At 61.3% G+C, this 16,877-nt stretch carries 14 protein-coding genes; 13 read left to right on the forward strand and 1 reads right to left on the reverse strand.

The features are described from left to right. Positions 1-35: 35 nt before the first annotated feature. From HWY05_RS32585 to HWY05_RS32645, 13 genes are all read left to right on the forward strand, one after another. Complete coding sequence (locus HWY05_RS32585; protein ID WP_176060919.1) at positions 36-1,511, forward strand: sigma 54-interacting transcriptional regulator; 1,476 nt, start codon at positions 36-38, stop codon at positions 1,509-1,511. An 87-nt stretch (positions 1,512-1,598) separates the two neighbouring features. Next, positions 1,599-1,859 carry a hypothetical protein gene (locus HWY05_RS32590; protein ID WP_035560837.1) on the forward strand — a complete coding sequence of 87 codons (261 nt, stop codon included), beginning with the start codon at positions 1,599-1,601 and terminating at the stop codon, positions 1,857-1,859. Positions 1,860-2,401: 542 nt separating this feature from the next. Beyond that, entirely contained in the window at positions 2,402-2,605 is a 204-nt protein-coding gene (locus HWY05_RS32595) for a hypothetical protein (RefSeq protein ID WP_035560839.1), read from the forward strand. A gap of 235 nt (positions 2,606-2,840) precedes the next feature. Further along, positions 2,841-4,040, forward strand: coding sequence for a serine hydrolase domain-containing protein (locus tag HWY05_RS32600; protein ID WP_035560842.1), 1,200 nt, complete (start codon positions 2,841-2,843; stop codon positions 4,038-4,040). A 161-nt stretch (positions 4,041-4,201) separates the two neighbouring features. Continuing rightward, positions 4,202-4,492 (forward strand): H-NS histone family protein, encoded by a 291-nt coding sequence (locus HWY05_RS32605; RefSeq protein WP_035560845.1) that lies wholly within the window; start codon positions 4,202-4,204, stop codon positions 4,490-4,492. A 589-nt stretch (positions 4,493-5,081) separates the two neighbouring features. Next, on the forward strand, positions 5,082-5,606 hold the full coding sequence (fae, locus tag HWY05_RS32610) for a formaldehyde-activating enzyme (RefSeq protein WP_176060920.1): 525 nt from the start codon (positions 5,082-5,084) through the stop codon (positions 5,604-5,606). A 47-nt stretch (positions 5,607-5,653) separates the two neighbouring features. Beyond that, positions 5,654-6,691, forward strand: a complete 1,038-nt coding sequence (locus tag HWY05_RS32615) for an aldo/keto reductase (RefSeq protein ID WP_176060921.1) — start codon at positions 5,654-5,656, stop codon at positions 6,689-6,691. Continuing rightward, a complete protein-coding gene (locus HWY05_RS32620; protein WP_176060922.1) occupies positions 6,688-8,127 on the forward strand; it encodes an NAD-dependent succinate-semialdehyde dehydrogenase in 1,440 nt (479 codons plus the stop codon). The genes HWY05_RS32615 and HWY05_RS32620 overlap by 4 nt, the downstream gene beginning before the upstream one ends. Before the next feature lie 95 nt (positions 8,128-8,222). Further along, positions 8,223-9,605, forward strand: coding sequence for an MFS transporter (locus tag HWY05_RS32625; protein ID WP_176060923.1), 1,383 nt, complete (start codon positions 8,223-8,225; stop codon positions 9,603-9,605). Positions 9,606-9,896: 291 nt separating this feature from the next. Beyond that, the gene (locus HWY05_RS32630) at positions 9,897-10,454 is read left to right on the forward strand and encodes a fimbrial protein (RefSeq protein WP_176060924.1); all 558 of its coding nucleotides are present in this window, start codon (positions 9,897-9,899) and stop codon (positions 10,452-10,454) included. Positions 10,455-10,532: 78 nt separating this feature from the next. After that, the gene (locus HWY05_RS32635) at positions 10,533-11,276 is read left to right on the forward strand and encodes a fimbria/pilus periplasmic chaperone (protein ID WP_176060925.1); all 744 of its coding nucleotides are present in this window, start codon (positions 10,533-10,535) and stop codon (positions 11,274-11,276) included. Positions 11,277-11,406: 130 nt separating this feature from the next. Then, positions 11,407-14,025 carry a fimbria/pilus outer membrane usher protein gene (locus HWY05_RS32640; protein ID WP_176060926.1) on the forward strand — a complete coding sequence of 873 codons (2,619 nt, stop codon included), beginning with the start codon at positions 11,407-11,409 and terminating at the stop codon, positions 14,023-14,025. A gap of 267 nt (positions 14,026-14,292) precedes the next feature. Beyond that, the gene (locus HWY05_RS32645; protein WP_035560865.1) at positions 14,293-15,894 is read left to right on the forward strand and encodes a peptide chain release factor 3; all 1,602 of its coding nucleotides are present in this window, start codon (positions 14,293-14,295) and stop codon (positions 15,892-15,894) included. 220 nt (positions 15,895-16,114) lie between these two features. On the opposite strand, the gene HWY05_RS32650 is transcribed toward HWY05_RS32645, so the two are convergent. Beyond that, complete coding sequence (locus HWY05_RS32650) at positions 16,115-16,441, reverse strand: hypothetical protein (protein WP_176060927.1); 327 nt, start codon at positions 16,439-16,441, stop codon at positions 16,115-16,117. Between the last annotated feature and the right edge of the window lie 436 nt (positions 16,442-16,877).

Here is a 16,877-nt window from a genome sequence, read left to right on the forward strand (position 1 = left end):
GCATAATTAGAACGATAGCCGGAGACAGCGACAACATGATGAACGACTGGGCGGGCCTTCCTGCCACGTACGGCGACGTACTTCGCCGGGCGATGGACTCGCTTTTCCGCACCTTCGAAAATTTCAGCGAAGGCACGTTCATCGTCGACGCCGAGGCGCGCGTCGTCTGGATCAACAAGCGCTACGCGGCGCGGTTCGGTTTCTCGGACCCGCAGCAGGCGATTGGCCGCGATTGCGAAGCGGTGATTCCTAATAGCCTGATGCGCGAGGTCGTGAAGACCGGCAAACCGATTCTGCTCGATATTCTGGAAACGGACCGCGAGCCGCTCGTCGTCACGCGTTTACCGCTCAAGGACGACGCCGGGAACACGGTCGGCGCCGTGGGTTTTGCGCTGTTCGACGAGTTGAAGGCGCTGACGCCGCTCTTTTCTCACTACTCGCGCGTGCAGCAGGAATTGATCGCGACGCGTCAATCGCTGGCGCAGGCGCGGCGCGCCAAATATACGTTCGGCAGTTTTGTCGGCACCAGCGCGGCCAGTCTCGAGGTGAAACGCCAGGCGCGTCGCGCGGCGCAACTCGAGTCGCCGGTGCTGTTGCTCGGTGAAACCGGCACCGGCAAGGAGTTGCTCGCGCATGCCATTCATGGCGGCTCGGCGCGCGCGAATCAGCCGCTCGTCACGGTCAACGTCGCGGCGATTCCCGATACCTTGCTCGAGGTCGAGTTCTTCGGCGCCGCGCCGGGCGCGTACACCGGCGCGGACCGTAAAGGGCGGGTCGGCAAGTTCGAACTGGCGAACGGCGGCACGCTGTTTCTCGATGAAATCGGCGATATGCCGTTGCCCTTGCAGGGCAAGCTGCTTCGCGTGTTGCAGGACAAGGAGTTCGAACCGCTCGGCTCGAACCGGATTGTTCGCGCCGACGTGCGGATCATCGCCGCGACGTCGGCCGACTTGCCCGCCCTGGTCGCGGCGGGACGCTTTCGCGCCGACCTGTTCTACCGGCTGAACGTGCTGACGATCCAGGCGCCGCCGTTGCGCGAACGCGCGTCCGACATCGAAGCGTTGGCCTACGCGATGCTCGAGGATCTGTCGACGCAAGCGCGCGGCAGCAATCACTTCGAATTGCAGGACGACGCGTTGCGGCTGCTGTGTTCCTATGGATGGCCGGGCAATGTGCGCGAGTTGCGCAATACGCTGGAGCGGGCTGTGATGCTGTCCGATAGCGAGCGGATCGATGCGCGGGCGCTCGCGCCGTTGATCGGCATGGCGCACGGCGTCGGGGTGGGCGTGGGCACGGCCGTCGGCGCGGCTTCAGCGACTCACGCATCAGGGACGCCGACTGGCGCCGCTGAACCCGCGTCATGGAGCGACGCGATGGCGGCGTTCGAGAAGCGCTTTCTGAGCGATGCGTTGCGTGCCAACGGTGGGCGCGTGATCGACACGGCCGCGCAAATCGGCATGGGCCGCGCCACGCTCTACAAGAAGATCGCGGCGTACGGTATCGACGCGTAACGAAACCCGCTCATATCGGGCGACGCAGCGTAATAGTCGCGTGGCACAATCGCGTGATCGAAAAACAAGACGTGATCGGGGTTTCAAATGAAACGCAGTCTCTCCTTCTTTGCGCGCCGGGCCTGCGCCATCGCGGCAGTCGGCGCCGTCGCCGTGTTGAGCGGTTGCAGCAGCAGCGCGCCGCTGTTCTTGCCGGACGGCCGCGCCACTACGCTGGTTCAATGTCCGGCCGGCTCCGACTCTTGCGCGCAGCAAGCCAACGCAAGCTGCGGCGGCGCGTTCGACGTGGTGCGCCAGTCCAGCGACAACGGCACGCTTAGCCTGATCTACGCCTGCCGCCCCAAATGACGTAGCGCCAGCGCAAAGCTGGCGCGGTCCGATCGATCCGTTGCCCGGATGCTCCGTTTGCCGACGTTCCACGAAGGCGGAGCCTCTGTCTCACAGCTTTCATTTTCGCTCGTCACACTCAACCGGCCGGGGAGTCAATTTCTCGGCATCTCGGCACCTCTGCATTAAATGCATGGTGGTCGGTAATGTTCAATCCGCGACAGGTAATCGTTTCTGCGGTCAATAATCATACGAAAACGTTAAACGCCATTTTTTCTGATTATTTTTCTTTCCACTATCGTCGTGTAATTGCAAACACCTATTTTCTCGTCTGTGAACCGAGTCGGTGCGGCACCTAACGGAACGCGAAGTTTGTCGGCAGTACGCTTTTCCGTGCGCTTTGTTATTAACGCGCTACGCAGATTTTGCTGTTTTTTCTAATCACGCCGGAGTGAGTACAGAATAATTTTCCGTCAGGGTTAAGGTGGTAAGACATCAGCGGCACGCTTTATGCTTTGATGGTTGCTTCGAAATGAGTTCAATGAGTATTCCGGGGAAAAGCAATGGATCATCACCAACTCGAAAAAGATATTGAGCATCTTGAGCACGTCATCTCACACATCTCCGCCGAAGACCGCATTCCGCTGTCCTACTGGCGTGGCCGCATCGATTCGGTGTCCGGCGCGGTGCGCATGCCCGCCCAGGCCAGCCGCGTCAAACGTCTCAATGCCGTGCTCTCGGAGCTCGAGCAGCGGCAAAAAGTCTGACGCGTCACCACAGTGGACGAACGGTGTGTCACCCCCAAATCGGGTAACGTTTTCTGAAAAACGCGGTAACGGTCATTATTTCCGAATCAGTCGACGCGTTATCTTTTACCCGACTTGCGTCATGTCCGGCGTTACGATTGCACGGGTTTTCCTGTGTCGATCGTCGACGGTCGGACGACGCACGGGCGGGTGAAACATAAATGGGCGAATGCGTCCCCACTGATTCAGGATAAACATGCAACCAGCAGGACTTTCAGCGACGCGACTGACGGCGCTGACGAATGCCATGCAAGGCTACGTGGAACGCGGCGAAGTGGCGGGCGTCGTGTCGATGGTTTGGCGGCGTGGTGAAATAGGTTATTTCGAGCCATTGGGCTGGCGCGATGAAGCCGCGCAATTGCCAATGGAACGCGACACGTTATTTCGCATTGCGTCGATGACCAAGCCGGTCACAAGCGCCGCGATTCTGATGCTGATCGAAGAAGACCGCCTCGCGCTGGATACACCGATCTCGCTGTGGCTGCCCGAACTCGGCGCACCGCGCGTATTGCGCGATCTCGCCGGCCCGCTCGACGAAACCGATCCGGCCAAGGCGCCGCTCACCGTGCTCGATCTGTTGACGCATCGCGCCGGCTTCGCCTATCACTTCACCGCGACCGGGCCGCTGGCGGAAGCTTATGCAGCTGCGTTCAACGGCTTCGAAGCGCACGGCGACGCCAGCGCGTGGCTGACCCGCATCGCGGCCTTGCCGTTGATGTTCCAGCCGGGCTCGCGCTGGCACTACGGCATCGCGACGGATGTCCTCGGCGTGCTGATCGAGCGTGTGAGCGGCATGTCGCTCGGCGAGTTCTTTCGCACGCGGATTTTCGAGCCGCTCGGCATGCGCGACACCGCGTTCTGGGTGCCCGACTCGCAGCTCGCCCGACTGGCGACCGCCTATAGCGTCGAGCCGGGCACGCGGCAGCGCGTGGTCGAAGATCATCCGTCGGCAAGCCGTTGGGCGAATCCTGGACGTTTCCAGAGCGGTGGCGGCGGTCTCGTGTCGACGGCCGCCGATTATCTGCAGTTCGCGCAACTACTGCTCGGCCGCGGACGAGTCGGCGCGACGCGCTTGCTGTCGCATCGCTCGGTCGATCTGATGCGCTCGAACTTTCTCACGCGCGACCAGCGCCGCGTGCCCGCGTTCGGCCATGTGTTGTGGGCGGGGCAGGGGTTCGGGCTGGGCTTGTCGATCGTCGACGATCCGGCGCAGCAATTGCCGCTCGGCTATCGCTCGCTCGGCTCGTTCGGCTGGCCGGGCGCGTATGGCACGAGCTGGTTTGCCGATCCCGTGGAAGACCTGATCGGCCTGATGCTGATTCAGCGGCGCGGGATCGAACCGTTCCCAATGGCACTCGACTTCGAACGCCGCGTGTACGATGCGATTGACGATTGAATACGGCGGCTGCGCTCGCCAAGCCGTCAGCCCGGAAGCCTCCCTGAGCGGCCTCCCTAAGCGGGCCTCCCTATCCGGCACTTTATTCGTCTGATAGTGTCCCCGAGGGGACTTCCTCAGGGGCGTCCTGCAGTTCGTCCACCCGAAACGGAGCATCCGCCATGGCCACGTACAAGCAGTTGACTGCCCAGCTCGAAAAACTCCACAAGGAAGTTGCCGTGGCCCGCGAGAAGGAAATTGCGCAGGCCATCGTCGACATCAAGCAGCAAATCGCCGACTACGATCTGACCGCCGAAGAGCTCGGTTTTTCGAGCAAGCGTGTGCCGGGACGTAAAACGACATCGGTCGCCAAATATCGCAACCCGAAAACCGGCGAGACCTGGAGTGGCCGTGGCCGTTCTCCGGGCTGGCTGGCGGGCAAGAATCGCGAGCGCTTTCTGATCGAAAGCTGACGCCTGGCGTGGCGTGGCGTGGCGCGTGCAGGGACAGCGCATCGCGCTGTCTGAAGTGATGTCGCGCGCGGTTTTTTCCGCACCGCTGGGCAGGTCCCGAAAACACTCACCTTTGACCTCGACCCGCACCGCGGACCCCGGCATTTTCCGCATGATGCATGTCGAGTTGCGTTGTTTCGGTGCGCCTGGTTTTGTCGGTTGGCGCACCTTCCAACCTGCTTGCGGCCACGCCCGAACTTGCCGCCAATCCTGTCGAAACCCACGCCAGCCTTGGCTGACGGGCGTTACCAGGCGATCCGAAGAATCGGTTTCCGCCGGGTTCAGCGCGGTTCGTCTCTCTTTTCAGCTTCGTGTTGCCAGTGCGTGAGCGTCGTCTCGCGCGATCACCTTTCACGGTGATTCGGGCTTCACCGTTGCAGGTCCCGAAAACACTCACCTTTGCGTTCGCCTCCGGCTGCCGCCCTTCATCGTGCTCCGCACAAACCCGGAGTTGAGTTCGCCTCATACCCCGCATCAAAACTCATCGTTACAGGGGCGAGGTTGCCGAACAGCACAATCGGTCATCTCTTTACCCCCCAACGGAATGACCATGAGCGTATCGACGGACACACAACTCTTTATCGGCGAAGGATTCGAAGGCCCGGGCGTCAACCTCGCTCACATCAACGTGCTGGTCGGCCCGCGCAACGGTCCGGCAGGACAGGCCTTCGCCACCGCATTGGCGACGCCTTCAACGGGCCACGCGCCGTTCGTCGTGATCGCGCGTCCGGGTGTGCCGACCAAACCTCTGACGCTGTATGTGAACAAGGCGCAGATCGGCAGCGACTTCCACGGCAACGCGACATGGGGTGCTTCGCAAGCGGGCATCGCGAAGGCGGTTGCCGAGTCGCTGGAAAACGGCACGCTGCCGCCCGAAGCGGAAAACGATTGGGTGGTGGTGTCGGCGAACTGGGTCAACCCGAGCACCGACGATCTCGACGCCGTTTTCGAGAACAACTACCGCGCGTGCAAGAACGCAATCCTCGCCGCGATGAACGGCCTGCCGCATCGCGATGAAGTTTTCGCCGCGGCGCGCGAAGTGTCGAATCCGTTTTACACGCCCAAACAACGTTGATCGTGTGGCGCGCCTCGTAGCGCAGCGTACGACAGGAGACAAGCATCATGGAATACATTCGCCTCGGCCATTCCGGCCTCAAGGTTTCGCGCTTGTGCCTCGGCACGATGAACATGGGCACGCCGCAATGGAAGCCCTGGATTTTCGACGAAGCGCAAAGCGAGCCGATCGTTCGTCACGCGCTCGAAGCGGGCGTGAACTTCATCGACCTGGCAGATTTCTATTCGACCGGCGTCGGCGAAGAAGTGGTGGGCCGCATTCTGAAACGGATCGCGCGTCGCGAGGAAATCGTCGTGACGACCAAAGTCGGCTATGACATGGGCGCGTATCAGAACGCCGGCGGCCATTCGCGCAAGCACATCATGGACGGCATCGACGGTTCATTGACACGCCTCGGCATGGACTACGTCGATCTCTACATGCTGCATTTCTTCGACGTCAACACGCCGGTCGAGGAAAGCATGAGCGCGATGAACGATATCGTGCGCGCCGGCAAGGCTCGCTATATCGGCGTGTCGACCATGTACACGTGGCAGTTCGCGAAGATCATGCAGGTCTGCGAGCGCAACGGCTGGCACAAGCCGATCAACATGCAATTGCAGTTGAATCTGGCGTATCGCGAGGAAGAGCGCGAAATGATTCCGTATTGCCAGGATCAGGGCGTCGGCGTGTCGGTGTTCAGTCCGCTGGCGCGCGGGCTGCTGACCTGCGATCCGAACTCGACACGCAATCAGACCGACTTCTTCACCGCGCAGATGTATGGCGACGACGCTTCGCGCGAGATCGCCGCATCGGTGGCGCGGGTGGCCGCACGGCGTGGCGTGTCCGCCGCGCAAATCGCGCAGGCGTGGGTGCTGAATCATCACGGCGTCGCGAGCATGCTGGTCGGCGCGGATACGCCGGCGCAGTTCGATAGCGCCGTGGCCGCGCTCGGCACCACGCTCTCGGCGGATGAGCTGTTCGAACTCGAACGCAATTACACGCCGTGCGACCTGATCAACGATTACACCTCGGGACGGCGTATCGCTCGTGAGCCTCGGCTCGCGCAAGGTACGTTCGTCGAGAATCTGGAGAAGGCGGCATGAACGAATTTCTGCGCACGGCGCATTACATTGGCGGCGAGTGGTACGAGAGCGCCAGCACCTATGCCGTGCTGAATCCCGCGACCGGCGAGGTCGTCGCTCAGGTCGCGAAAGGCGGTGCGGAAGAAGCTGCGCAGGCGATTGCCGCGGCCGAGCGTGCGTTTCCCGCGTGGCGTGCATTGACCGCCAAAGAGCGCAGCGCGTGCGTCAAAAGCTGGGGCGAGTTGATGCTCGAAAATCGCGACGCGCTCGCCGAACTGCTGACGCTCGAGCAGGGCAAACCGCTCGCCGAAGCGCGCGGTGAAGTCGGCTACGCGGCCAGCTTCTTCGAATGGTTCGCGGAAGAAGCCAAGCGCGCGTATGGCGACGTGATCCCGAGTCCCAATCCGAACGCGAAGATCATCGTCACGCGCGAACCGGTGGGCGTGGTCGCGGCCATCACGCCGTGGAATTTCCCGCTTGCGATGATTACGCGCAAGGCAGGTCCCGCACTGGCGGCCGGTTGCACGATGGTGCTCAAGCCGTCGGAGGAAACGCCGTTGTCCGCGTTGGCGCTCGCGGTGCTGGCGCAGAAAGCCGGCATTCCGCCGGGCGTGTTCAACGTCGTTTCCGGCGACGCGGTGGCGATCGGTGGCGCGCTCACCGAATCCGATGTCGTGCGCAAGCTCTCATTCACCGGCTCGACGCGCGTCGGCAAACTGCTCGCGAAGCAGTCGGCGGATACGCTGAAGAAGCTGTCGCTCGAACTCGGCGGCAACGCGCCGTTCATCGTATTTGACGACGCCGATCTCGACGCCGCCGTGCAAGGCGCGATGGCGTCGAAATTCCGTAACACCGGGCAGACCTGCGTGTGCGTGAATCGCTTCTACTTGCAGGACGGCATTTACGACGCGTTCACGCAGGCGCTGACGAACGCGGTGCGCAAGATGCGCGTCGGGAACGCGTTGCAAGGCGAGGTCGAACAAGGTCCGCTGATCAATCAGGCGGCGTTGAGGAAGGTCGAAACGCACGTCGCCGATGCGTTGCAAAAGGGCGCGAAGATTTTGACCGGCGGCAAACCGCATGCGCTCGGCGGCACGTTCTACGAGCCGACCGTTCTCGCCGACGCCTCCAGCGCGATGCTGATCGCCGCCGAAGAAACCTTCGGTCCGGTAGCGGCGTGCTTCCGCTTCAAGACTGAAGAAGAAGCCATCCACGCGGCCAACGACACACCGTTCGGCCTGTCGGCGTATTTCTATACGCGCGACCTGGCGCGGGCGTGGCGCGTCGGCGAAGCGCTGGAAAGCGGCATGGTCGGCATCAACGAGGGGATTCTGTCGACGGAAGTCGCGCCGTTCGGTGGCGTCAAACAATCGGGCCTCGGCCGCGAAGGCTCGAAGTACGGGCTCGAGGAATACACCGAGCTGAAATACATGATGATGGGCGGCCTCGGACGCTGAGCGGCAAATCTGCGCGTCTCGCCACGCGCATGCCGGAAAAATGTCGCGGAACACACGCGGCGTGACCGGTCATTCATAAACACGAAGGAGACAGCGTGAGCAATCAGGATATCCAGACGGCCACTCTCGGCCTTGCCCCTACCTTGCCGGCCGCGCCGACCCCCGCGCGCGGCCCCATTTCGCTCGACGACGTTCCGCTGAACGCCTTTCACGTCAAGATCGCCGGTTTGACGTTCGGCGCGCATTTCACGGAAGGATTCGCGCTCGGCACGATCGGCTACGCGCTGGCCGCGATGAATCGCCAGATGCCGCTCGACGCGTTCTGGATGGGCATGATCGGTAGCTCCGCGCTGATGGGGATTTTCTTCGGCAGCCTGGTATTCGGCTGGTTGTCGGACCGGCTCGGGCGCCAGAAAATTTTCCTGCTGAGTTTCCTGATCATCACCGCGGCCGCGTTTGCACAGTTCTACGTGCGCTCGCCGGCCGAATTGTGTTTGCTGCGCGTGCTGATCGGCTTCGGCATGGGCGGCGATTTCGCGGTGGGGCATGCGATTCTCGCGGAATTCTCGCCACGCAAACATCGGGGCACCTTGCTCGGCTCATTCAGTGTGGTGTGGACGATCGGCTATGTGGTGGCGAACGTGCTCGGCATGCATTACGCCGACGCATCGCCCGATGCCTGGCGGTGGTTGCTTGCGTCCGCGGGGGTTCCCGCGCTGATCGTGCTGGTGTTGCGCTTGGGCACGCCTGAATCGCCGCGCTGGTTGCATGGCAAAGGCCGCGTCGCGGAAGCCCGTGCGGTCCTGCTCAAGCATTTCGGCGCCCACGTCACGCTCGAAGGCGGCCACGACGAACACGGTCAGACGGCTGGCGGCTTCGCGCGTCTGTTCAGAAAAGACCTGATTCGCCGGACGATTTTCAATTGCGCGTTTTTTGTGTGTCTCGTCATTCCATATTTCGCGATCTATACATTCCTGCCGACCATCCTGAAAGCGATCCATTTGAACAACGACTCGAGCGCGGATTTTCTGCTGAACGGATTTCTCGTGCTCGGTGCGCTGATCGGTATCTGGCTGACGATCAAATTGCCGCGCCGGGTGTTCCTGATTGGATCGTTCGCGGTGACGTGTTTGTCGCTGATCGCGTTGAGCGTGCTGCCGGAGTCGGCGACGATGGGCATGATCGTCGCGTTCGCGATCTTTACGCTGACGATGTCGGCGTTCTCCAATCTCGTCGGTGTGTTTCCACCGGAATGCTTTCCCACCGAGGTGCGCGCCTGCGGCGTGGGCCTCGCGATCGCTTGCAGCCGGCTGGGGTCGGCAGTCGGCACGTTTTTGCTGCCGCTGGGCATCGTCCACCTGGGTTTTCACGCGACGATGACCGTGTTGGCGACGGTCCTGCTGATCGGCATGGTGGTGTCGATCGCGTGGGCGCCTGAGACGAAACATCTCACGCTGAACGAAGCTAGCGGCGCTTAACTCGCAGCAACGCTGAAAAAAACCCGCCGCATCGGTAACGATGCAGCGGGTTTTTTATTTGTGGCTCGAATTCTGGCCCGAACATCCGATTCGGGCTTTTTTATCGTCGAGATTTTAGGAGAAATCTTATTTTTTCCTTTATCGAAAAACATATCAGCGAAATGCCTCAAATCCCGCGCCTTACCTATCCCAATTAATAAGAATCGTCCTAGATATTTAAGCGGCGCGAAATTTTAATATTTCTTTGCGCCTGAACGACAGGCCACTTCTTAACTCACCGGAGTAGCAAACATGAAAGCAACCCTTCCCGCCATCGCGATCGCAACCAGCAGTCTGTTGGGGCTCACATCGTTCAGCGCGCAGGCCGCGGACGGCACGATCACCATTACCGGCACGGTGTCGGATACCACGTGCTCGATCAACGGCAAGGCATCGGGCACCTCGGCTGACAAGTCGATCACGTTGCCGTCCGTGTCGGCTGGTTCGCTGTCGACGGCGGGCAACGTTGCCGGTACGTCGAGCCCGAGCGACGTCGTGCTGACCCTGAGCGGCTGCACGGGCACCGCCACGAAGGCGATCTCCCGCTTCGAAAACGGTCCTACCGTCGACCAGACCAGCGGTTACCTCAACAACTCCGGAACGGCGACGAAAGTGCAAGTGCGTTTGCTGAACGCGCAGATGCAACCGATCAACATCACGACGAACGCGAACAACGACATCTCGACGAACGCGGCGACGATCAGCACCGGTGGCGCGAGCCTGAAGTATTTCGCGCAGTACTACGCAACGGGTAAGGCGACTGCCGGCACCGTCAGCACGTCGGTTCAATACACGATGCAGTATCAGTAAGCGAAGGCCAAAGGCGTTCGTTGACGCGAACGCCTTTTTTGACGGCTATTTTCGAGATTATTTGTTAAAGGTGCTGTGATGAAGTTGCTCGGAAAAATGACGATGGGAATCGGTTTGGCCTGCGCGCTGCTCGCGGTTAGCGCACAGGCCAGCGTGACGATCGGTGGCACGCGCGTGGTGTATCCGCTGGAGCAACGCGAAGTCACGGTCAAGCTGGAAAACGACAGCCGCGGCCCGTCGCTGGTTCAGGTATGGATGGACGACGGCAATCCGGACGCAAAACCCGGTGAAATCAAGGTGCCGTTTGTGATCACGCCGCCGATCTTCCGCATGGATCCGAAGAAAGCGCAGACGCTGCGCGTGATGTATAGCGGCGAAGCGGTGCCGCAGGATCGCGAATCGATCTATTGGCTCAACGTACTCGACATTCCGCCGAAGGCCGACAGTGCGCCGGACGTCAACTCGCTGCAACTGGCGTATCGCACGCGTATCAAGGTCTTCGTGCGTCCGGCCAGGTTGCCGGGCAATCCCGAGGACGCCCCGGCGCAGTTGACCTGGAAGATCGCCACGTCGCCGGATGGCAAAAGCCAGGCGATCAGCGTCACGAATCCGACGCCGTACTACGTGTCGTTTAGCGAAGTCGATGTGGAAAGCAACGGGCATGTCTTCAAGAACGAACAGGGCGGCATGGTTGCGCCGCGCGCATCGGTGGTTCTGCCGATCGCAAAGATGAATGCTGTTGGCGCAGGCGCCAAGGTTCGCTACACCGCAATCAACGACTACGGCGGCGCGCTCGACGGCGACGCGTCGCTCGGCCAATAGGCCGCAGCAGTTTGCCGGCCGGGCGGCCGCCTCCGTCCGAATTCAACCTTTTTCAAGCACGGCGTGCGTTGCATCCGCAACGCACTGGGACAACGCACGTCTGTTGCGGATATTGGAAGTCAGTCAGATCATGAAACGCTCACCGGATCATCAGTCGCAAGTTCGCGCCAGTGCGGTCACGGGTCCATTCGGCCTGAGCCCCGTCGCTACCGTCGTTATGTCGGTTTTTGCGGCGTTGGGCGGGGTCCAGTCGACGAGCGTGCAGGCATCTGAAACCAATGACGCGGACGCGGCCGTCCAGTTCGATACGACGTTTCTGCGGACCGATTCGACTCAGGGCATGGACCTCGCGCGATTCGCACGCGGCAATACGGTGTCGGCAGGCGTGTATTCGGTCGACATCTGGGTCAACGATATTCGGGTGGCGCGTCAGGACCTGCGCTTTGTCGCGGCCCGTGAAGGACAGAGCGCTCGCGCTTGCTTGAGCCGTCAAATGCTGGAAACGCTGGGTGTCGATTTTGCCAAGGTCGGCGTGAATCAGGATGCGAAGGCCGCCGACGAATGCGTCGATCTCGCGGCACTCGTGCCGGAGTCGTCGGTTGACTTTGATTTTTCGGAGCAGAAGTTGACCCTGAGCGTGCCGCAGAAATACATGCGTAACGCCGCGCGCGGCTACGTGCCGCCTGACATGTGGCAAACCGGCGTCAATGCGGGCTTCGTCAGCTACAACGCGAATACGTACCACACCGCCGGCTCGGGCATGGATTCGACGCAGAGCTATCTCGGTCTGAATGCCGGCGTGAACATTGGCGCCTGGCATGTGCGTCATCAATCTTCCGTCTCGCAGCAAAGTGGCCAGGCCACGCGTTTCGACAACATCGCGACCTACGTGCAGCACGACGTTGCCGCGCTGAAATCGCAGGTGACGCTGGGCGAGGGCTACACCACGGGCGATGTATTCGACAGCGTGCAGTTTCGCGGCGTGCAGATCGCCACCGACGATCGCATGTTGCCCGAATCGCTGCGTGGCTATGCACCGGACGTGCGCGGCACGGCGGAAACGAATGCGCGCGTGTCGATCCGGCAGAACGGCCAGGTGATCTATGAAACGAGCGTGTCGCCTGGCCCGTTCGAAATCAATGACCTGTATGCGACCGGTTATGGCGGCAACCTCGACGTGACGGTGACCGAGGCCGACGGTCGCACGAAGAGTTTCACCGTACCGTATGCGGCGGTTGCGCAGTCTTTGCGGCCGGGTACGACGCGTTTCTCGGTGACGGCCGGCCAGTTGCGCAACGCGACACTCGACACGAAGCCGAACTTTGCGCAGTTCACCTTGCAACGCGGTCTGACGAACTCGGTGACGGCGTATGGCGGCGGCGTCGCGGCAAACGGTTATGTGGCGGCCGATATCGGCGCGGCCCTTAACACGAAGTTCGGCGCATTTTCGGCGGACGTGACTGCAGCGCAGACGCAGGTGCCGAACCAGAGCAGCCAGCGCGGCGCAAGCTTGCGTATCGGCTACAGCAAGTTCATCGATCCGACCAACACGAACATTTCGGTGGCGGCTTATCGATATTCGACAGCGGGTTTCATGAATTTGTCGGATGCCTCGTCGGTGCGCGACCTCGCCACGCACGGCGGCGATATTAATTCGGTTTATCGGCAGCGCAACCGCTTTCAGCTCACCATGAACCAGAGCTTCAAGAACTACGGCACGGTGTTCCTGAGCGCATCGGCGCAGCAATACTGGAATCACGACGGCAGCGACACGTTCTATCAGGCTGGCTACACGAACAGCTACAAATACGGGACCTACAGCGTGACCGCCGGACGCACACGCAGCGCCAACGGCTCGATGTCGAACCAGTACATGGTCAGCACCACCATTCCGCTTGGCCACAGCCAGCATGCGCCGTTGCTGTCGACCAATCTGTCGAGCGGGTCGGGCAGCACGAATCTGCAGGCCAACGTCAGCGGCTCGCTGGGCGATGCCAACCAGTACTCGTATAACGCGTACGGCACGTATGGCAGCGGTAACGGCAGCAGCTCCGCCAATGCCGGCGCGAGCGGCACATACCGCGCGCCGTATGCGCAGATGACGGCGTCCGTGAGTTCGGGTTCACAGTCGAGCCAGGTGTCGGCGGGTATCAATGGTTCGGTCGTCTTGCATCCGGGCGGCGTGACGCTGTCGCAGACCGTGGGCGACACCTTCGGCATCGTCGAAGCGCCGGGTGCCGCGGGTGCGAAGGTGACCAGCGCGCCGGGCGTCAAGCTCGATCGCCGTGGTTACGCAGTAGTGCCGTATCTCACGCCGTACGGCATGAATACCGTCGATATCGACCCGAAGGGCACGTCGACGGATGTCGAGTTCGAATCGACGTCGGAGCAGGCCGTGCCGCGCCTTGGGTCGGTTGTGATGCTCAAGTACAAGACCGTGACCGGCCGCGCCGCGCTGATTCGCGCGCCGCAACTGGGCGACAAGGCACTGCCGTTCGGCGCCGATGTGGTGGATGGCAAGGGGCGCACCGTGGGCGTGGTGGCGCAGGACAGCCGGATTTTCGCGCGTGGCCTCGACGATAAGGGTGCGCTGTTTGTGAAATGGGGCGCGGCGGCGTCGGAAGCGTGCCGGATCGAGTATGTCTTGCCGAAGAAGACGGGTCAGGCGGCCACCGCTTATACGTCGGTGGAAGCGCACTGTATTTCCGACGTGCAAACGAGTCAGCGCGCTGCGATTTCCGCCGACTAGCCGGCAGCGCGCACTTGGCGCGGCACGTCCTTTCCCTCCTTCCGCCCCCATGACGTGTATCATTCGTTCCCTGCGCTGTTCTGCGCTGGCGATTCCCGGATTGTCGAACGCTCGTTCGTGACCTGTTTCCGACGCGCTCGGGTTGCCACTGTGACGCGGGTCCCGGCCCAACTCCCGCAGTTCGACGCCGCCGCGCAAGGCGTGGCACGCCGGTCGCCACAAGCCGCCGGGAACCGCCCGAACCCCTATCCGTGACCGCCAGACCCGATGTCAGTCTCCGAACTCAAACGCCGCCGCACGTTCGCGGTCATTTCCCACCCGGACGCGGGTAAAACCACGCTCACCGAAAAACTGCTGCTGTTCTCGGGCGCGATTCAGATCGCCGGTACCGTGAAGGGCCGCAAGAGCAACCGCTACGCAACGTCCGACTGGATGGAAATCGAAAAGCAGCGGGGCATTTCGGTCGCCAGTTCGGTGATGCAGTTCGAGTACGGCGACGCCGTCATCAACCTGCTCGACACGCCGGGCCACGAAGACTTCTCCGAAGATACCTACCGCGTGTTGACCGCGGTCGATGCCGCCGTGATGGTGATCGACGGTGCGAACGGTGTCGAAGCGCAAACGCTGAAGCTGCTCGAAGTCTGCCGCAGCCGCAAGACGCCGATCGTCACCTTCATCAACAAGCTCGACCGCGAAGTGCGCGAGCCGCTCGAACTGCTCGACGAAATCGAGCAGCATCTGGGTGTGGCCGCCGTGCCGTTCACCTGGCCGATCGGCATGGGCAAGGAATTCCAGGGCGTCTACGACATCCAGCGCGATCAGGTGCGTTTGTTCCGCGCCGGACAGGATAAGGCGGGCGGTGAGGTCGAAACGCTGCAGGCGCTGAGCAACGAAGAAGGCGAACGCCGCTTCGGTCATAGCTGGGTCAAGGCGAAAGAAGAAATCGACCTGATCACCGGCGCATCGCCCGATTTCGACCGCGAGAAGTTTCTCGCCGGTCAGCAGTCGCCGGTACTGTTCGGCTCGGCGATCAACAACTTCGGCGTGAAGGAAATTCTCGACGCGCTGGTCGATCTGGCGCCGCCGCCGTCCATGCGCATGACGGTGCAGCGTCCGGTGCTGCCGGACGAGCCGAAGTTCACCGGCGTCGTGTTCAAGGTGCAGGCGAACATGGATCTGGCGCACCGCGACCGCGTGGCGTTTATCCGCGTGTGTTCGGGTCACTTCGAACGCGGCATGGCCGTGAAGGTGACGCGCACCAACAAGACGTTCCGCGCCAACAACGTGGTGACGTTCCTGTCGCAACGTCGTGAGACGGTGAGCGAGGCGTATCCGGGCGACATCATCGGTATTCCGAATCACGGCACGCTGAGTCTCGGCGATACGTTGACCGAAGGCGAAATGCTGCAATTCGTCGGCTTACCGTTCTTCGCGCCGGAAATTTTCCAGACGGTGGAAGTGGTCGATCCGATGCGCGCCAAGCAGCTCGGCGAGGCGCTGAAGCAGCTCGGCGAGGAAGGCGCGATTCAGGTGTTCCGTCCGGAAGTCGGCGGCTTGATGATTCTCGGCGCGGTCGGGCAACTGCAGTTCGAAGTGGTGGCGCACCGCTTGTCGACCGAATACAAGGTCGATGTGCGGATGGCGCCGGCACGCTACCGGATGTCACGCTGGGTGACCTGCGACGACGCCGCCGAATTGCGTCGCTTCACCGATTCGTACGCGGCGCGGATCGCGCTCGACGCGTCGGATGCGCCGACGTACCTGGCGTCGCACGTGTCGGAGATTGAAGTTGCGCAGAAGGCGTGGCCGAAGATCGTGTTCAACGAGTTGCGCGAGCATTCGGGCGCGCCGTTCAAGAAGACGATGTAAATCTATTGATGTGACGTTACAAAAAAATCTTCAGTGTCACAAGAAAGTCTTCAGTGTCGCAATAAAGGTTTCAGTTGACTCTCTTCGACGGCGCGACTGCAAGCTTTTGGCCTCGGTGCGCGGCGTTCCATGTTAGGCCGGCTCTTCCTGTGCCGTGCTTCGGGAGGTTAATGCCCTGTTTGTCGCGTCACGCATTCGCGTGGCGCGACAATACGCAGCACTAGTCGACTTCGCTTAGCTTTGCAAGCTGCGCAGGGAACAGCAACCACATTGACAGTTCCCGGTTGAGATATCCGCGAAAGCTGGCAGGTGACGATGGTGCGCGAACGGGTTTTTGATTTTTTGCTTGTTTCCAGTGGCCATAGGCTAGCACTTCATCATTCGGCTTGAATCGTTCGAGCCATGCCGGTTCCTTGCTCCAGATGCTGGCTTCGCCGGTCTCGCCAATACTGCTGTCTCCGTCGAGTGGGGTCGCTTTCGCGCTTTTCAGATTAAGAACGTACCGAGTCCCGTCAGCCATAGGAACTTCGCGTACGTTAACCTTCATGAGTTACCTCACGCACGTAGTGCCTGCCTCGGTCCAAAAGGCTCGGCCGCACGAGAATGTACGCTCCATATCTTTCCAGCAAATCGCTGTCAACAATACAGCAACTGCTCACGCCACGGGCAAGGTCACGCACGAAAACCCCCGGACTTCGATGCTCTGCTGCCTGAAACACCCACTGCTGCCATCTCACCTCTCGATGTTGCCAGGTTGGCCTCAACTTTCTGCTTTATCAGCCGTAATCATGAGAAACAGCATGGTCGCAGTATGCACGTTCAGGCATGCTATGCCGAATGCATGAACTGGAAAATCGCTGAGGGCAAGGCTACCTCTCTGATAAGCTTTCGGACCGGCATACACCCGATGCGCCCAGTTCGCCTAGCCAACTCCAGATGCCCGTTGAAGTAGGCTTATCCTCCGAATAACACAAACTACGCAA

It is taken from the genome of Paraburkholderia sp. BCC1876, from assembly GCF_902833695.1.
In the GTDB taxonomy this organism is placed as follows: domain Bacteria; phylum Pseudomonadota; class Gammaproteobacteria; order Burkholderiales; family Burkholderiaceae; genus Paraburkholderia.